Annotated in this window: 18 protein-coding genes; 11 read left to right on the forward strand and 7 right to left on the reverse strand. The window is 40.5% G+C overall.

From position 1 onward, the window contains the following. Positions 1–23: 23 nt before the first annotated feature. Together EAL49_RS00070 and EAL49_RS08510 are read left to right on the forward strand one after the other, a co-directional pair. Positions 24–1373 (forward strand): class II 3-deoxy-7-phosphoheptulonate synthase, encoded by a 1350-nt coding sequence (locus EAL49_RS00070; RefSeq protein ID WP_120828036.1) that lies wholly within the window; start codon positions 24–26, stop codon positions 1371–1373. Between the two features lie 289 nt (positions 1374–1662). Beyond that, positions 1663–1797 (forward strand): HP0135 family lipoprotein, encoded by a 135-nt coding sequence (locus tag EAL49_RS08510; RefSeq protein WP_001222899.1) that lies wholly within the window; start codon positions 1663–1665, stop codon positions 1795–1797. A gap of 239 nt (positions 1798–2036) precedes the next feature. Here the strand turns inward: EAL49_RS08510 and EAL49_RS00080 are convergent, their stop codons facing one another. Genes EAL49_RS00080 through EAL49_RS00095 form a run of 4 tightly spaced genes read right to left on the reverse strand, consistent with a single transcriptional unit; the run spans position 2037 to position 5335 of the window. Further along, a complete protein-coding gene (locus EAL49_RS00080) occupies positions 2037–2495 on the reverse strand; it encodes a peroxiredoxin (RefSeq protein WP_120828038.1) in 459 nt (152 codons plus the stop codon). 9 nt (positions 2496–2504) lie between these two features. After that, positions 2505–3140, reverse strand: a complete 636-nt coding sequence (locus tag EAL49_RS00085) for a LutC/YkgG family protein (RefSeq protein WP_025275549.1) — start codon at positions 3138–3140, stop codon at positions 2505–2507. Further along, positions 3133–4578 (reverse strand): LutB/LldF family L-lactate oxidation iron-sulfur protein, encoded by a 1446-nt coding sequence (locus EAL49_RS00090; protein ID WP_078291507.1) that lies wholly within the window; start codon positions 4576–4578, stop codon positions 3133–3135. The genes EAL49_RS00085 and EAL49_RS00090 overlap by 8 nt, the downstream gene beginning before the upstream one ends. 28 nt (positions 4579–4606) lie before the next feature. Further along, complete coding sequence (locus tag EAL49_RS00095; protein ID WP_000867258.1) at positions 4607–5335, reverse strand: (Fe-S)-binding protein; 729 nt, start codon at positions 5333–5335, stop codon at positions 4607–4609. Positions 5336–5566: 231 nt separating this feature from the next. On the opposite strand from EAL49_RS00095, the gene EAL49_RS00100 reads away from it, so the two are divergent. Together EAL49_RS00100 and EAL49_RS00105 are read left to right on the forward strand one after the other, a co-directional pair. After that, positions 5567–7216, forward strand: a complete 1650-nt coding sequence (locus EAL49_RS00100; protein ID WP_120828040.1) for an L-lactate permease — start codon at positions 5567–5569, stop codon at positions 7214–7216. A gap of 57 nt (positions 7217–7273) precedes the next feature. Next, on the forward strand, positions 7274–8929 hold the full coding sequence (locus tag EAL49_RS00105) for an L-lactate permease (protein WP_120828042.1): 1656 nt from the start codon (positions 7274–7276) through the stop codon (positions 8927–8929). A 7-nt stretch (positions 8930–8936) separates the two neighbouring features. Here EAL49_RS00105 and EAL49_RS00110 read toward each other — a convergent pair whose 3' ends face one another. The 3 genes from EAL49_RS00110 to EAL49_RS00120 are packed head-to-tail and all read right to left on the reverse strand — an operon-like array spanning position 8937 to position 11610. Then, a complete protein-coding gene (locus EAL49_RS00110; protein ID WP_162973053.1) occupies positions 8937–9170 on the reverse strand; it encodes a hypothetical protein in 234 nt (77 codons plus the stop codon). Between the two features lie 4 nt (positions 9171–9174). Beyond that, entirely contained in the window at positions 9175–10161 is a 987-nt protein-coding gene (locus EAL49_RS00115) for an adenine-specific DNA glycosylase (protein WP_120828043.1), read from the reverse strand. Continuing rightward, positions 10162–11610 (reverse strand): DASS family sodium-coupled anion symporter, encoded by a 1449-nt coding sequence (locus tag EAL49_RS00120; RefSeq protein WP_120828045.1) that lies wholly within the window; start codon positions 11608–11610, stop codon positions 10162–10164. 169 nt (positions 11611–11779) lie between these two features. On the opposite strand from EAL49_RS00120, the gene ccoN reads away from it, so the two are divergent. The 7 genes from ccoN (at position 11780) to EAL49_RS00155 (ending at position 16573) form a co-directional block, all read left to right on the forward strand. Further along, positions 11780–13246, forward strand: a complete 1467-nt coding sequence (ccoN, locus tag EAL49_RS00125; RefSeq protein WP_001157638.1) for a cytochrome-c oxidase, cbb3-type subunit I — start codon at positions 11780–11782, stop codon at positions 13244–13246. Positions 13247–13258: 12 nt separating this feature from the next. Further along, positions 13259–13957, forward strand: a complete 699-nt coding sequence (gene ccoO / locus EAL49_RS00130; protein WP_120828047.1) for a cytochrome-c oxidase, cbb3-type subunit II — start codon at positions 13259–13261, stop codon at positions 13955–13957. A 10-nt stretch (positions 13958–13967) separates the two neighbouring features. Then, positions 13968–14186 (forward strand): cytochrome c oxidase, cbb3-type, CcoQ subunit, encoded by a 219-nt coding sequence (locus EAL49_RS00135; protein ID WP_001864632.1) that lies wholly within the window; start codon positions 13968–13970, stop codon positions 14184–14186. A 1-nt stretch (position 14187) separates the two neighbouring features. Continuing rightward, on the forward strand, positions 14188–15066 hold the full coding sequence (gene ccoP / locus EAL49_RS00140) for a cytochrome-c oxidase, cbb3-type subunit III (protein ID WP_120828049.1): 879 nt from the start codon (positions 14188–14190) through the stop codon (positions 15064–15066). A 10-nt stretch (positions 15067–15076) separates the two neighbouring features. Then, positions 15077–15283 (forward strand): DUF4006 family protein, encoded by a 207-nt coding sequence (locus EAL49_RS00145; RefSeq protein ID WP_000670506.1) that lies wholly within the window; start codon positions 15077–15079, stop codon positions 15281–15283. A 100-nt stretch (positions 15284–15383) separates the two neighbouring features. Beyond that, a complete protein-coding gene (locus tag EAL49_RS00150; RefSeq protein ID WP_120828050.1) occupies positions 15384–15971 on the forward strand; it encodes a hypothetical protein in 588 nt (195 codons plus the stop codon). Positions 15972–15982: 11 nt separating this feature from the next. Continuing rightward, positions 15983–16573: a hypothetical protein gene (locus tag EAL49_RS00155; RefSeq protein ID WP_120828052.1), complete on the forward strand. Its 591-nt coding sequence runs from the start codon at positions 15983–15985 to the stop codon at positions 16571–16573. The last annotated feature ends 65 nt before the right edge of the window (positions 16574–16638 follow it).

Consider the following 16638-nt stretch of genomic DNA (forward strand, 5'->3'; position numbering starts at 1 on the left):
AAGATTAATAAAGGATTATAAAAATGTCAAACACAACTTGGTCGCCAACTTCATGGCATTCTTTTAAGATAGAGCAACACCCCACTTATAAGGATCAAAAAGAGTTAGAGAGAGTCAAAAAAGAATTGAGCTCTTACCCTCCTTTAGTGTTTGCTGGTGAAGCGAGAAACTTGCAAGAACGCCTAGCCCAAGTGATTGATAATAAGGCGTTTTTATTGCAAGGGGGCGATTGCGCGGAGTCGTTTTCTCAATTTAGCGCTAACAGGATTAGGGACATGTTTAAAGTGATGATGCAAATGGCGATTGTTCTCACTTTTGCTGGCTCTATACCGATTGTCAAAGTGGGGCGCATTGCCGGGCAATTTGCCAAACCTCGCTCCAATGCGACTGAAATCTTAGACAATGAAGAAGTGCTAAGCTATAGAGGGGATATTATCAACGGGATTCCCAAAAAAGAAAGAGAGCCAAAGGCTGAAAGAATGCTTAAAGCTTACCATCAAAGCGTGGCGACTTTAAACCTTATCAGAGCCTTTGCCCAAGGCGGATTAGCCAATTTGGAGCAAGTGCATCGTTTCAATTTGGATTTTGTCAAAAACAACGATTTTGGGCAAAAATACCAGCAAATCGCTGACCGGATCACGCAAGCTTTAGGGTTTATGCGGGCATGCGGGGTGGAGATAGAAAAAACGCCCATTCTTAGGGAAGTGGAGTTTTACACGAGCCACGAAGCGTTACTGCTCCATTATGAAGAGCCTTTGGTGCGTAAGGATAGTTTGACTAACCAGTTTTATGACTGCTCTGCACACATGCTGTGGATTGGCGAAAGGACAAGAGATCCTAAGGGCGCGCATGTGGAGTTTTTAAGGGGGGTTTGTAACCCTATTGGCGTGAAAATCGGGCCTAATGCGAGCGTGAGTGAAGTGTTAGAATTGTGCGATGTTTTAAACCCGCACAACATTAAGGGGCGTTTGAATTTGATCGTGCGCATGGGTTCTAAGATGATTAAAGAGCGCTTGCCTAAGCTTTTACAAGGGGTGTTGAAAGAAAAACGCCATATTTTATGGAGCATTGATCCCATGCATGGCAACACGGTCAAAACCAGCTTGGGGGTTAAAACAAGGGCTTTTGATAGCGTGTTAGATGAAGTGAAAAGCTTTTTTGAAATCCATAGGGCTGAAGGGAGTTTGGCTTCAGGGGTTCATTTGGAAATGACGGGTGAAAATGTTACAGAATGTATCGGTGGCTCGCAAGCGATCACCGAAGAGGGTTTGAGCTGCCATTACTATACGCAATGCGATCCAAGATTAAACGCCACTCAAGCCTTAGAACTCGCTTTTTTAATCGCTGACATGCTCAAAAAACAACGCGCTTGATTGAAATCAAGATAATAAGAGGCTTTAGTCAAGCGATCGTTTCTTGTAATGCGTTCTATAGGGGGATTTAGTTGGGGGTTGTAGGGGGGGAGTTATTTCAAAATACCCCAGTTATCCCCTTAAGAGAATGAGTTTTGTATAAAATAAAGTTTTAAAAATTAAAGGATAATAAGGTTAAATAAGGTTTTGAGTGCCGACATTTGATGAAAACAGAGCCAAATATTAATCTATCTTTAACTCTTTTTCTTTATAATTATCGTAAGCATTTTAATATTCAAAGGAGCTTGAAATGAGAATTTCTCTTTTAGCTGTAATTTTAGCGTTATTGTTTGTGGCTTGCCACGAAACTAAAAAACAAATCTTACAAAACGAAGCCGATAGCACCCCTTCAGAAAAAACCATTTGGCAGCCTGAACAAAAATAAAAATTGTAAAAATACTCAAAAGCGTTTTTAAAATAACACAATCAAAAAGCTAGTGGGTGATAGTTTTTTGTGAAGCGATCTTAGGGTTGTGGGGGGAATGGTTTCAAAACACCCCCTATCCCTTATGAAGTTTATTGTCAAACGAAGTTTAAAAACAAGTTTTTAAAAGTGAGAGAATGGCTAAAAAGCCTAAAATTAAAAAATCTCAAATTAAAATGGGCGAAAGCTTGAGAGTTAAACTATAAACTCTCTAAAACCTTTTGAGCATGGCCTTTCGCTTTGACATTGTAGAAGCATTTTTCTAAAACGCCTTGCGTGTTGATAATGAAAGTGGAGCGGATAATCCCCAAATGCTCTTTCCCATAAAGCATGCGTTTGCCATAAGCTTTGTAAAGATTGGCGGCTTTTTTATCTTCATCGCAGAGCAAGATCACATTCAAAGAGCATTGGCTGATAAATTTTTGATGCGATTGCGCGTTATCAGGGCTTACGCCTACGACAACAGCGTTTTTCTTTTCAAATTCACTAAACAGAGTACTAAAGTCTTTGGCTTCTAGAGTGCATCCGGGGGTGTTGTCTTTAGGGTAGAAATACAACACCACTTTTTTATGGAGCAAATCTTTTAAAGAAATTTCTACCCCATCGCTGTTTTTCAACCTGAAATCAGGGGCTAATTGCCCAGCTTCTAATTTTTCCATCCTTATCCTTTAATAGAGAATGATAGCGACTTTTTGAGGCCCATGCACCCCAAAAACGGTTTTTAATTCAATATCGGCTGTCCGGCTAGGCCCGCCAATAAGGAGCATGTTTGTGGGTAAGACGCCGTTTTGGCTTTGATTTTTTAAAGCTTGCATGCCCTCGCTTAAATTGCGCACAATGGATTCTTTTTTCAATAAAATGATGCAATTAAGGGTGATGAGTGAAAGCAATCGCGGGCTTGCATGCGAAGAAACCGCCCCAATCATGCCCAAGCTTGAAATCCCACAAACCCCATGCAATAAAGCCGTATCAATCTCAAACAACTCTTCACGCATCGCTTCAATTTCTTTATCATAAGGCTGTAAAGCAAAATCCTTAAACGCTTCAAAATTCAAATCCAAATCCGTAGAGTGTAAGACTTTTTTGCTTTGAAAATTTTCTAAAGCCTTTAAAATGGCTTGCTCTAAATTCTCTTTAGCGCTTTCAATGACTTCAGCTTTATTCAACACCTGGAAATGCTTGTATTCTTCTACTAAGTCTTCAAACTCCACTTTAATGATATTTCTATAAATAGGGTTTGCTCCCTGAATGGCATGCTTGGCTCTAGCTTCTTTAATGCGCTTTAAAATAAGCTCTTTACTCATAAATCACCCCTTCTAAGTGTTGGACTTTGGCATGCAAGCTCGTGTCCATATTGGGTAAGGTCCTAACACTCGCCCACTCTTTGACTAAAGGCAGTATGGGGGCTAAAAGCTTGCCTAAAGGCGAGAAAAATTGAGCCATTTTCAATTGGAAACGCCACTTAGCCCCATCGCTTGCCATTTTGGCAAACATTTTCATAGAGAATTTTTCCATCCCGCTGTGTTGGGTGCTTTTAGCCCCCTTAACTACGCCTCTGCCCTCGCCCACTTTATCCGATCGCAAATCCCTAATGAGTTCGGCTAAAGGGATTTCTACGGGGCATACTTCAGTGCAACGCCCGCAAAGACTGCACAAATTAGGGATATGCCCGTAATTATTCAAGCCAAAGAGTTGGGGGGATACCACCACGCCTATAGGGCCAGGATAAGTAGAAAGATAGGCATGCCCACCGATTTTATCATACACAGGGCAGTGGTTCAAACAAGTCCCGCAACGAATGCATGAAAGAGCGCGATAATACTTTTCATCAGCCAAAATATTAGAGCGGTTGTTGTCTAATAAAATGATGTGGGCTTCTTTAGGGCCGTCTAAATCGCCCTCTTTTCTAGGGCCTGTGATAATGTTTTGATAGCAAGTGATAGGCACACCCACAGCGCTTGGGGCGAGCAAATTGTTTAAAATCGCCGCATCATCAAAGCTTTCTACTAATTTTTCAATCCCACAAATTGCGACATGCACATCGCATGCGGTGGTGCTCATTCTGCCATTGCCTTCATTTTCCACTAACCAAATCGCCCCCTCGTTAGCGATAGCGAAATTCACCCCACTGATCCCCATTTTAAAGCTTTCAAATTCTTTGCGCATGTGTTTTCTGGCGATCGCGTTAAGCTTTTCAGGCTCTTCTTCGTAAGCGGCGTTGAGTTTTTCTTCAAAAATCTTACCGATTTGCTTGCGGTTTTTATGGATAGCCGGCACGACAATATGCACAGGGTGTTCATTAATGAGTTGGATAATCAATTCGCCCAAATCCGTTTCTTGCGCTTGAATGCCCTTTTCTTTCAAGTAGTGGTTCAAGCCAATTTCTTCGCTCGCCATGGATTTTTGCTTTAAAATGCGCTTGATGTTCTTTTCTTTAGCGAGATTGTAAATGATTTCATTAGCTTCATCGCCGTCTTTAGCGTAATGGATTTTAAAGCCGTTTTGAGTGGCGTTTTTTTCAAACAATTCCAAATATTCATCAAGCCTAGATAAGATTTTAAGCTTGACTTCTTTGCCTAATTCCCTTAAATTTTCCCATTCGCTGTAACGATTTTTAAGGAGATTCTTACGATTAGCCCGTAAGGTATCCATTGCAGAACGCAAATTTTCCCTTAATTGCATATCGCCTAATTGGTCGGTGATGATTTCTTCGTATTCTTGGTCGCTATGATATTTTTCCATGATCATTCCTTAAAATAATTCTTTAATGTTAAAGCCCAAGCCTTGAGGCTAAAAAGTCATAAAAATGCATGGGTTTTGTTAGAGAGCCCATTTTTTGCATAGCGGTGCTGATATTCATCAAACACCCAGCATCCGCTGAAACAATCACATCCACCTGACGGCTTTCTATGTCTTTAATCTTTTCTTTAACCATAACCGCTGAAATTTCAGGCTCTTTAACCGAAAAAGTCCCCCCAAACCCGCAGCATTCTTCTTCTTTTTCCAATTCAATGAGTTCCACATTTTTAAGCTGTCTGATGAGGTTTTTCGCCGAGTCAATCACTTTAGCCACCCTTAAGGCATGGCAATTAGAATGCCATGTGATTTTAAGGGGTTCGCCCTTATCTTCATACTTGACTTGCAATTTTTTATCCAAAAACTCGCTCAATTCATACACCCTAGAGCAAAAATCTTTAACCATGTTAAATTCCGCATGCCCTTCAAACAATTCCAAATAATCATGCCGCATCATTCCTGTGCATGAACCGCTAGGCAAGATAATAGGGTAGTCGTTATTGGAATAAAGTTTGATATTGTATAAAACGACTTTTTTTGTCTCTTCATAATATCCTGAGTTATAGCTTGGCTGGCCGCAACATGTCTGGTCTTTTTTAAAAACCACTTCCAAATTTTCCTTGCGGAGTAATTTGATAGCGTTAAGCGATGCGTTGCTGTATATGGCTGCTCCTAGACAAGTGGCAAAGAAATTGACTTTCAAAGAAGGCTCCTTAAAATTCTAAATTAAGAGTTTCAAACACAATATAATACTCAAAATTGGTAAGAAATTGGTAAGATTGTAACCACAAGTTGATAAACCCACTCGCTCAAACATTGTTACTAAAATAAACCACAAACCCATTAAATTTGACTTAATATTAAATGCTACTTAAAATTAGTTTTTTCTTTTAAGTAAGATAAAAAAATACTTTTAATTATTCAAGGAAAATTTATGGAATTTTATCAAGTCTATGATCCATTAGGCCATATTTGGCTGAGCGCTTTAGTGGCGCTATCGCCTATTGTGCTCTTTTTTATTTCTCTTATTGTCTTTAAGCTTAAAGGGTATAGCGCTGGGTTTTTAAGCTTATTGCTTTCAATCCTTATTGCGTTATTCGTGTATAAAATGCCCGCTCAAATGGTGAGCGCGAGTTTTTTCTATGGCTTTCTTTATGGCTTATGGCCGATCGCATGGATTGTGATCGCTGCGATTTTTCTTTACAACCTTTCAGTGAAATCCGGGTATTTTGAAATTTTAAAAGGAAGCATTTTAAGTTTGACGCCGGATCACCGGATTTTAGTGATTTTGATTGGCTTTTGTTTTGGCTCGTTCTTAGAAGGAGCGATTGGTTTTGGAGGCCCGGTAGCGATCACAGCGGCGATTTTAGTCGGCCTTGGGCTAAACCCCTTATACGCTGCCGGATTGTGCCTGATCGCTAACACCGCTCCTGTGGCTTTTGGTGCGGTGGGCATTCCTATTACGGCAATGGCTAGCGTGGTGGGTATCCCTGAATTAGAGATTTCTCAAATGGTGGGTAGGGTGTTACCCCTTTTTTCCATTGGCATTCCTTTTTTCATCGTGTTTTTAATGGATGGTTTTAGAGGGATTAGAGAGACTTTTCCTGCAGTAGCTGTTACCGGGTTTAGTTTCGCTATCGCGCAATTTTTAAGCTCTAATTATCTAGGGCCGCAACTTCCGGATATTATTTCAGCTTTAGTGTCATTGATTTCTACCACTTTATTTTTAAAGTTTTGGCAGCCTAAAAATATTTTCACTAGCAATGGCAAAGAGCCAACAATTAGCACAGAAAAACACCATATTTGCAAGGTGATCGTGGCGTGGATGCCTTTTGTGTTGCTCACTATTACGATCATTATATGGACACAACCTTGGTTTAAAGCGCTCTTTAAAGAAGGTGGGGCTTTGGCGTTTTCTAGTTTTGCGTTTGAATTTGATTCTATCAGTCAAAAGATTTTTAAAACCGTTCCCATTGTTACTGAAGCGACCAATTTTCCTGTCGTGTTCAAACTCCCTTTAATCTTAACGACAGGTACTTCCATCTTTTTAGCCGCTCTTTTGAGCGTGTTTTTGTTGCGCGTGAAAGTTGGCGATGCAATAGGGGTGTTTGGAGCCACTTTAAAAGAAATGCGTTTGCCGATTTTAACCATTGGCGTGGTTTTGGCGTTTGCGTATGTGGCTAATTATAGCGGCATGAGCGCTACTTTAGCGTTAGCGTTAGCCGATACTGGGCATGTTTTCACTTTCTTTTCGCCTGTTGTAGGCTGGCTTGGGGTGTTTTTAACCGGAAGCGACACGAGCTCTAACCTTTTATTTGGCTCTTTACAAATGCTCATCGCTACACAGCTTGGCTTGCCTGAAGTGCTTTTCTTAGCGGCCAACACTTCAGGGGGTGTTGTGGGTAAAATGATAAGCCCTCAAAGCATCGCTATCGCTTGCGCGGCGGTGGGGTTAGTGGGGAAAGAGAGCGAATTGTTTAGATTTACGGTAAAATATTCCATCGCTTTGGCGATCATTATGGGGATTATTTTCACTCTTATTGCTTATGTCTTCCCCTTTATTATCCCCATCATTCCTAAATAAGGGGGTTTTTTAAAGAGATCTAGCGCTAAGAGAATATTTTTAAAAAGGGATTTTTTAGTGCTAGAATTTCATCAAATTTATGACCCTTTGGGTAATATTTGGCTGAGCGCTCTTGTAGCCTTATTGCCGATCTTATTGTTTTTTTTATCTTTAATGGTTTTTAAACTCAAAGGTTACACAGCAGCCTTTTTGAGCGTAGCTCTGTCAGCCATTATTGCGGTTTTAGTGTATAAAATGCCTGTTAGCATGGTGGGTTCAAGCTTTCTTTATGGCTTCCTCTATGGCTTATGGCCGATCGCTTGGATCATCATTGCAGCGATTTTTTTATACAAACTCAGCGTTAAATCCGGTTATTTTGAAATCTTAAAAGAAAGCGTCCAGTCTATCACTTTAGATCATAGGATTTTAGTGATTTTGATTGGCTTTTGTTTTGGATCGTTTTTAGAAGGGGCGATCGGCTTTGGAGGGCCTATTGCCATTACCGCAGCGATTTTAGTGGGGTTGGGGTTAAGCCCTTTGTATTCTGCCGGGTTGTGCCTAATCGCTAATACCGCTCCTGTGGCTTTTGGCGCGGTGGGTATCCCTATAAGCGCGATGGCGAGTGCGGTAGGGGTGCCAGCGATTTTAATTTCAGCCATGACGGGTAAAATCCTCTTTTTTGTGAGCTTGTTAGTGCCGTTTTTCATTGTGTTTTTGATGGATGGCTTTAAGGGGATTAAAGAGACTTTTCCGGCCGTTTTTATCGCGGCTTTTTCTTTCGCTGGCGCGCAATTTTTAAGCTCTAATTATTTGGGGCCAGAATTGCCGGGTATTATTTCAGCCCTTGTTTCACTCGTTGCAACGGCGCTCTTTTTGAAATTTTGGCAGCCTAAAGTCATTTTTAGAAGCGATGGCAAAGCGGCCTCATTCACTAAGAGTAACCATCATATTTGTAAGATCTATGTCGCCTGGTCTCCTTTTGTGATTTTGGTTTTAGTGATTGTGTTATGGATACAGCCTTTTTTTAAGGCTTTATTTGAAAAAGACGGCTTGTTAGCTTTTTCTAATTTTTATTTTGAATTCAATAATATCAGTAACCACATCTTTAAAAGCCCGCCTTTTGTAGAAGCCAATCAAAGCGTGAGTTTTCCTGTGGTGTTTAAATTTCTCTTAATCAACACGGTTGGCACTTCCATTTTTTTAGCCGCTCTTATTAGCATGCTCGTTTTAAGGGTGCGAGTGAGCGATGCGCTGAGCGTCTTTGGCGAGACTTTAAAAGAAATGCGCTATCCCATTCTTACCATTGGTTTAGTCTTAAGCTTTGCCTATGTGTCTAATTACAGCGGGATTTCTTCCACTCTAGCCTTAGCGCTCACACATACGGGTTTGGCTTTTACTTTTTTCTCGCCCTTGATCGGATGGGTAGGCGTGTTTTTAACCGGGAGCGATACGAGTTCTAATCTTTTATTTGGCTCTTTACAGCAACTCACCGCCCAACGATTGCACCTCCCTGAGGTTTTAACCCTAACGGCTAATACCGTGGGAGGCACTTTGGGCAAAATGATAAGCCCTCAAAGCATCGCTATCGCTTGCGCGGCGGTGGGATTAGCCGGGAAAGAGAGCGATTTGTTCAAATTCACGGTTAAATACTCCCTTATTTTTGTAGCGATTATGGGAGTCGTGATTAGCGCGATTGCGTATTTGATCCCTGAAGTGGTGCCTGCGATAAAGTAGAGCCATTTTAGATTTGGCAATGATTAAACCCCTTTTGAGTGGGGAATGTTGAAAAATAAAGCGGGTTGAGGTTGAGCCATTCTTTAGAGTGTTTGTTGGAGTTGCTAGGGTTTTTTAAATCCACATAAGGGATAGCTCCCATAACGCTTCTATAACATTGCAAGCTATTTTTGCTCACACTCGGATTTTTGCATGCGTTTAAAAGAATGAGCGCTGATACAAAAGCGAATATTTTTAGCATGACTTTAACCCCCAAATAAATTTTTTTGTTTTAAAAAATGCAAGATTTTAAGCGTCATAGAGCTTATGGGTAAAGTTTCTAAGTCTTTAAGGCTATAAAAACGAATGGGATTTTTTAGATCCTTTATTGCGGCTAAATAGAGGTTTAAATTGAGCTTGAATTTAGTGTGGCTGTGTTTGATAGCACCTAAAAAGGGGAGTTTGCATTCTAAATTTTCTTTTAAGTCAGGGAAATGGTGCATCCCCAAATAGAGTTTTTGCTCTATTTTTTCTAAAGCGATTTGGTTATTTTGGATCACAACGCCCAAATAACGCTCTTCTTGAACGATTTCTTGTTTTTTCTTAAGCGTGTGTTTTTCTAGGTGGTTTTTACCTAAACAATAAGGATTGAAAGGGCAAATCGCGCATTTGGGTTTAGGGGAGCAGATTAAAGCCCCTAGATCAATTAGGGCTTGGTTGTGATTAAAGCTTTCATTAAGATTGAGAAAGTCATTCGCCTTAATTTGCAGATCTTTAGCCGTGATATTAGGATCCAAACCAAAAAGCCTTAAAAGCACGCGCTTGATATTAGCGTCCACGCATGCGCTCTTTTCTCTAAAGCCAAAACATAAAATCGCATTAGCCGTGTATGTGCCAATCCCTGGGAGTTTCAATAGGCTTTGATAGTCATTGGGTAGTTGTGAGTTATGTTCTTTCACGCAAATTTCAGCGCTTTTTTTTAAATTTTTAGCCCTTGAATAATAGCCAAGCCCTCTCCAAAGCAATAAAACCTCCTCTAATTGAGCGTCCGCTAAGTCTTTTAAAGTGGGGAAAGCTTTTAAAAAAGGGGAATAAAAACGATCAACCACCGTGTTGATTTGGGTTTGTTGGCTCATCACTTCGCTGATATAGACTTCATAAGGAGCGTTAATGCCTTTTAAATTCCTAAAAGGTAAACCTTTGCGCCCAAATTCTTCATACCATTTTAAAAGGGCGTTGTGTAAAGTTTCCAACTACAACCACCTGTAAGCGATGAGTTTGACCCAAGGTGTGCACACGCTTAAAAACACGATTAAATACACCATACCAAAAATAAACCCCCATTTCCAAAAATCCTTGCTTGGAATATACCCGCTCCCGTAATAAATGGTGGATGGGCCTGTGCCATAGGGCGTTAAAATCCCCATAATCCCTAAAGAAAGCATTAAAAACAAGCTCAATTCTTGCAAATTGACCCCTTGAAGGTGTGAACCAATCCCTACAAAAAGCGCGAATAACGCGCTCACATGAGCGGTGATGCTAGCGAAAAAATAGTGCGACAGATAGAATAAAGCTACAATAAACAATACCGCTATTAACGGATCCAAGTTAGCATGCTCTAAAAAATTTTGAGCCGCATTGCCGATAAAATTTAAAAAACCCACATTTTTAAGCCCGCCAGCCATCGTGAGCAGCGATCCTAGCAATAAAAAAATATTGAACGCGCTCTTGTTTTTAATGATGTCTTCATAGCTTACAATCTTACAAAACGCCATTAAAACCATGACAATCAAAGCCGTCGCGCTCGCATGCAGGCCTAAAGGTTTGCCAAAAATCCAACCTAATAAAGCCAATAAAGTGAGGCTGAGCATTAAAATTTCTTTTAAAGAAAACCTCCCCATGCCCTCTAATTCTTTTTTGGCCCACAAACTCACTTCTTTTGAGCCTTTTAAGGTGGGTTTGCAGATTTTATACGCTAATAAAGGCGCAAGCAAGATCAAAACCACCCCACAAGGCAAGAACGCTAAAAACCACGAAAACCATGAGATTTCATTCACGCCCATTTTGGTAGCGATCTCCATTGCTAGGGGGTTAGGAGCGAGCGCGGTTAAAAACATGGACGAAGTGATGCAAGTTGAAGCCAAAGCGACCCACATCAAATACGCGCCGATTTTGTCAGGGTTATTATTGGGAGTAGAACCCATTAAAGGCGGGATAGATGAAACGATTGGATAGAGTATACCCCCACTTCTAGCGGAATTGCTAGGGATAAAGGGGGCTAGACACAATTCGCTCAAACCAATCGCATAGCCTAAACCTAAAGGGGTTTGCCCTAAAAACCTAATGAGCAAAAGAGCGATCCGTTTCCCTAACAAGCTTTTTTCATACCCTAAACCCAAAATAAAAGCGACAAACACAAGCCACACCGTTTTATTCGCATACCCGCTCAAACCCCACGAAATAGCCTTATTAGCGCTCGCTACCTCACCGCTCGCTCCAATTTTTAACGCCACGCACAACACTAACGCGCTTAACGCTATCAAACCTGATGGCACCGGTTCTAAAACTAGCCCTATAATCATGCCCATGAAAATACAAAAATAAAGCCATGCGTTAGGGTTTAGCCCGTCCGGTGCGCCTAAAAAATACAATAGCGTTGCGATAAAAAAAGGGGCAAGAATGATGAGAGTTTGTTTAGTCATGTTTAACCTTTAGCCAAAGATAGTAGCAATTTGGCTTAAAAATGCCATTCAAATGGGATTGAGTTATTACAATGTTACAGAAAAAGATTAAAAATTAAGCTTTTTGAAAAAGATAAAATTTTATAATTACATTTATCTTTGTTGAATTTACTACAAATAGGAGTATTGCATGCAAGAAAATGTGCCTTTGAGTTATGATTATTCCATTAGCAAATTGTTTCTTTATGCGATGGTTGCATTTGGGATAATAGGCATGTTAATAGGGATCGTGTTAGCTTTTGAATTGTCTTTCCCTAACTTGAATTACATTGCAGGGGAGTATGGCGTTTTTGGCCGCTTACGCCCTTTGCACACGAATGCGGTGATTTATGGTTTCACTCTTGGGGGGATTTGGGCGAGTTGGTATTATATCGGTCAAAGGGTGCTTAAAATCACTTATTACCAACACCCCTTTTTGAAAATTGTAGGGTTGTTGCATTTTTGGCTCTGGATTATTCTTTTAATTCTAGGGGTTATTAGCTTGTTTGCTGGTCTTACTCAATCTAAAGAATACGCCGAATTGATGTGGCCTTTAGATATTATTGTGGTTGTGGCATGGGTGCTATGGGGGGTTAATATGTTTGGGAGCATGAGCGTTAGGAGAGAAAATACCATTTATGTGTCTTTATGGTATTACATCGCTACTTATGTGGGTATAGCGGTGATGTATATCTTCAATAACCTTTCTGTCCCCACCTATTTTGTCGCTGATATGGGGAGTGTTTGGCATTCTATTTCTATGTATTCAGGCAGTAATGATGCGCTCATTCAATGGTGGTGGGGGCATAATGCGGTCGCTTTTGTCTTTACGAGTGGGGTGATTGGCACGATTTATTATTTCTTGCCTAAAGAGAGCGGCCAGCCTATCTTTTCTTACAAACTCACTTTGTTTTCTTTCTGGAGCTTGATGTTTGTTTATATTTGGGCAGGCGGGCACCACTTGATTTACTCCACCGTGCCTGATTGGGTGCAAACTCTCTCTAGCGTGTTTTCAGTGGTGTTGATTTTGCCTTCTTGGGGGACAGCTATTAACATGCTACTAACGATGCGCGGCCAATGGCACCAACTTAAAGAAAGCCCGCTCATTAAATTCTTGGTTTTAGCTTCAACTTTCTACATGCTTTCTACTTTAGAAGGCTCTATTCAAGCCATTAAAAGCGTGAATGCATTAGCGCACTTCACTGATTGGATTATAGGGCATGTGCATGACGGCGTGTTAGGGTGGGTAGGATTTACTTTGATTGCGAGCATGTATCACATGACGCCTAGGCTTTTCAAAAGAGAGATCTATTCAGGGCGTCTTGTGGATTTCCAATTCTGGATCATGACTTTAGGGATTGTGCTTTATTTTTCGTCCATGTGGATTGCAGGGATCACGCAAGGGATGATGTGGAGGGATGTGGATCAATACGGCAATCTCACTTACCAGTTCATTGACACGGTTAAGGTGCTAATCCCTTATTACAATATTAGAGGCGTTGGGGGTCTTATGTATTTTATTGGATTTATTATTTTTGCTTACAATATTTTTATGACAATCACTGCAGGCAAAAAGTTAGAGCGTGAGCCTAATTACGCCACGCCTATGTCTAGATAGGGGAGGTTGGAAATGTTTAGTTTTTTAGAGAAGAATCCGTTCTTTTTCACTCTTGCGTTTATTTTTGTGTTTGCGATCGCAGGCTTGGTGGAGATTTTGCCCAACTTCTTCAAATCCGCTCGCCCGATTGAAGGCTTACGGCCTTATACGGTTTTAGAGACAGCGGGGAGGCAAATTTATATCCAAGAAGGTTGTTATCATTGCCATTCCCAGCTCATTCGCCCTTTCCAAGCTGAGGTGGATCGATACGGTGCGTATAGTTTGAGTGGGGAATACGCGTATGACAGGCCATTTTTATGGGGATCTAAAAGGATTGGCCCTGATTTGCACAGGGTGGGGGATTATCGCACAACCGATTGGCATGAAAAGCATATGTTTGATCCTAAAAGCGTTGTGCCGCACAGCATCATGCCCGCCTATAAGCATTTATTCATCAAAAAGAGCGACTTTGACACCGCTTATGCAGAAGCTTTGACGCAAAAAAAGGTTTTTGGCGTGCCTTATGACACCGAAAACGGCGTGAAATTAGGGAGCGTAGAAGAAGCGAAAAAAGCCTATTTAGAAGAAGCGAAAAAAATCACAGCCGACATGAAAGACAAGAGGGTGCTAGACGCCATTCAAAGAGGTGAAGTGTTAGAAATTGTGGCTTTGATCGCTTATCTCAACAGCTTGGGCAATTCCAGGATCAACGCTAGTCAAAACGCTAAATAAGGGGTGAATGATGGATTTAGAAAGTTTGAGAGGTTTTGCGTATGCGTTTTTTACCATTCTTTTCACGCTCTTTTTGTATGCCTATATTTTTAGCATGTATAGAAAGCAAAAAAAGGGCGTCGTGGATTATGAGCGGTATGGATACTTAGCGTTAAATGACGCTTTAGAAGATGAGTTGATTGAACCACGCCATAAAAAAGTTCATGATAATGGCATAAAGGAAAGTTGAAATGGATTTTTTAAACGACCATATAAATGTTTTTGGCTTGATTGCAGCGCTTGTGATTTTAGTTTTAACCATCTATGAATCCAGCTCGCTCATTAAAGAAATGCGCGACAGCAAATCTCAAGGTGAGCTTATAGGAAACGGGCATTTGATTGATGGGATAGGGGAGTTCGCCAATAATGTGCCAATAGGCTGGATCGCAAGCTTTATGTGCACGATTGTGTGGGCTTTTTGGTATTTTTTCTTTGGGTATCCGCTGAATAGCTTTTCTCAAATCGGGCAATACAATGAAGAGGTTAAAGCGCACAACCAAAAATTTGAAGCCAAATGGAAGCATTTGGGTCAAAAGGAATTGGTGGATATGGGTCAAGGCATCTTTTTAGTCCATTGTTCGCAATGCCATGGCATCACCGCTGAGGGCTTGCATGGGAGCGCTCAAAATCTGGTGCGTTGGGGTAAAGAAGAGGGCATTATGGACACCATTAAGCATGGCTCTAAAGGCATGGATTATCTCGCTGGGGAAATGCCCGCTATGGAATTGGACGAAAAAGACGCTAAAGCGATCGCAAGCTATGTGATGGCAGAAATTTCTAGCGTTAAAAAAACCAAAAACCCTCAACTCATTGATAAGGGCAAGGAGCTGTTTGAAAGCATGGGTTGCACAGGCTGTCATGGCAATGATGGTAAGGGCTTGCAAGAAAATCAAGTGTTTGCAGCTGATTTGACCGCTTACGGCACAGAGAATTTTTTGAGAAATATCTTAACGCATGGCAAAAAGGGCAATATAGGGCATATGCCATCATTCAAGTATAAAAACTTTAGCGATTTGCAAGTTAAAGCGTTAGCCGAATTTATCCAATCGCTAAAACCCTTAGAAGATTAAAGGAAAAGAGATGAAATTTTTAAACGGATTAGCAGGGAATTTACTGATTGTGGTTATTTTATTGTGTGTGGCCGTTTTTTTTACGCTCAAAGCGATCCATATCCAAAAAGAGCAAGCCACCAATTATTACCGCTATAAGGATATTAACGCTTTAGAGACAAAAAACACCCAAAACCGGGCTAACTATGAATTGGTCAATCAAGGGAGTAAAAAATGAAATTCACGACTTTAGAAAAAATCTTAGCCTTAATGGTAGTAGCGACCATTTTAATGACGATTGTTATTTCTTTTGTGCCTAACTTGTTTTTGTTTAGCACATGAGGATCTTATGGCTTGTAATAGCCTTTGTTTGTTGTTTGGGGGCTAATGAGTCCTATGTTTTTAATAACGCTAAAGGGCGTTTGGTAGAAAAAAGCGTTGCGTTTGTGGAGGGCGTTTCTAAAGAGCTTTATCTTAAAACAGGCGTGCGTTTTGCGATTGATATGACGGATTTTGAAAAAAATCCTATCGCTTTGGCGGATAAAAAGGAACGCCAAAAGTATCAAGAGGGCTTTTTAAAGCAGCTCAAACCTCCTTTTGTGGTATTCTTTTTCTACCATGACGCTCAAAAAATAGAATTAGTGGCTAGCCCTAAAGATTTGTTGGACACTGATAAAATCTTTTTTGAAAAAATCGCTCCCTTACTCCCTACAAACGCTAAAGAATACACGCCCCAAAGGATTTCAGCCATGCTCATTAACGGCTATTCGGTCGCAGTAGATGCTTTAGCGGAAAAATATCGTGTGAATATTACGCAAAATTTTAACGCTCCTAAGGGAGTAACTTTTGTAAAGGTGGTTATTTATATTTTATTATTGACGCTTTTAGGCGCGTTTTTGGGGCTTTATTTTTTTAAAAAATCTTAAGAGAGAAACCAATGAAAGAAAAAAACTTTTGGCCTTTAGGGATCATGAGCGTGCTCATTCTTGGGCTTGGGATCGTGGTGTTTTTGGTGGTGTTTGCCCTAAAAAATTCGCCTAAAAACGATTTAGTGTATTTTAAGGGTCATAACGAAGTGGATTTAAACTTTAACGCTATGCTTAAAACCTATGAAAACTTTAAATCCAATTATCGTTTTTTAGTGGGTTTAAAGCCCCTTATTAAAAGCCCTAAAACCCCCATTTTGCCCTATTTTTCTAAAGGCACGCATGGGGATAAAAAACTCCAAGAAACCCTTTTAAACAACGCTTTGATTTTGGAAAAATCTAACACGCTTTATGCGCAATTGCAACCGCTCAAACCCGCTTTAGATGCGCCAAATATTCAAGTGTATTTAGCGTTTTACCCCAGCCAATCACAGCCCAGATTATTAGGGACGCTTGATTGTAGAAGCGCATGCGAGCCTTTAAAATTTGATTTGTTAGAGAGCGATAAAAGGGGGCGTTATAAGATCCTTTTTAAATTTGTTTTTAAAAATAAAGAAGAATTGATTTTAGAGCAACTGGCTTTTTTCAAGCAGCACGTTTAAAAAAATGCCTTTAGCGTTTTTTATTAACACTCAATCATTAAAAAGCCTGAATTTTCTATCCAAAC

Origin of the sequence: Helicobacter pylori (assembly GCF_003637665.1) — a bacterium.
Lineage (GTDB): Bacteria > Campylobacterota > Campylobacteria > Campylobacterales > Helicobacteraceae > Helicobacter > Helicobacter pylori_CK.

Excerpts from the sequence above, each read along its gene's own strand:
- EAL49_RS00070 (WP_120828036.1), top strand. The coding sequence starts at position 24 with ATGTCAAACACAACTTGGTCGCCAACTTCATGGCATTCTTTTAAGATA.
- EAL49_RS08510 (WP_001222899.1), top strand. The coding sequence starts at position 1,663 with ATGAGAATTTCTCTTTTAGCTGTAATTTTAGCGTTATTGTTTGTGGCT.
- EAL49_RS00080 (WP_120828038.1), bottom strand. The coding sequence starts at position 2,495 with ATGGAAAAATTAGAAGCTGGGCAATTAGCCCCTGATTTCAGGTTGAAA.
- EAL49_RS00085 (WP_025275549.1), bottom strand. The coding sequence starts at position 3,140 with ATGAGTAAAGAGCTTATTTTAAAGCGCATTAAAGAAGCTAGAGCCAAG.
- EAL49_RS00090 (WP_078291507.1), bottom strand. The coding sequence starts at position 4,578 with ATGGAAAAATATCATAGCGACCAAGAATACGAAGAAATCATCACCGAC.
- EAL49_RS00100 (WP_120828040.1), top strand. The coding sequence starts at position 5,567 with ATGGAATTTTATCAAGTCTATGATCCATTAGGCCATATTTGGCTGAGC.
- EAL49_RS00110 (WP_162973053.1), bottom strand. The coding sequence starts at position 9,170 with ATGCTAAAAATATTCGCTTTTGTATCAGCGCTCATTCTTTTAAACGCA.
- EAL49_RS00120 (WP_120828045.1), bottom strand. The coding sequence starts at position 11,610 with ATGACTAAACAAACTCTCATCATTCTTGCCCCTTTTTTTATCGCAACG.
- ccoN (WP_001157638.1), top strand. The coding sequence starts at position 11,780 with ATGCAAGAAAATGTGCCTTTGAGTTATGATTATTCCATTAGCAAATTG.
- ccoO (WP_120828047.1), top strand. The coding sequence starts at position 13,259 with ATGTTTAGTTTTTTAGAGAAGAATCCGTTCTTTTTCACTCTTGCGTTT.
- EAL49_RS00135 (WP_001864632.1), top strand. The coding sequence starts at position 13,968 with ATGGATTTAGAAAGTTTGAGAGGTTTTGCGTATGCGTTTTTTACCATT.
- ccoP (WP_120828049.1), top strand. The coding sequence starts at position 14,188 with ATGGATTTTTTAAACGACCATATAAATGTTTTTGGCTTGATTGCAGCG.
- EAL49_RS00145 (WP_000670506.1), top strand. The coding sequence starts at position 15,077 with ATGAAATTTTTAAACGGATTAGCAGGGAATTTACTGATTGTGGTTATT.
- EAL49_RS00150 (WP_120828050.1), top strand. The coding sequence starts at position 15,384 with ATGAGGATCTTATGGCTTGTAATAGCCTTTGTTTGTTGTTTGGGGGCT.
- EAL49_RS00155 (WP_120828052.1), top strand. The coding sequence starts at position 15,983 with ATGAAAGAAAAAAACTTTTGGCCTTTAGGGATCATGAGCGTGCTCATT.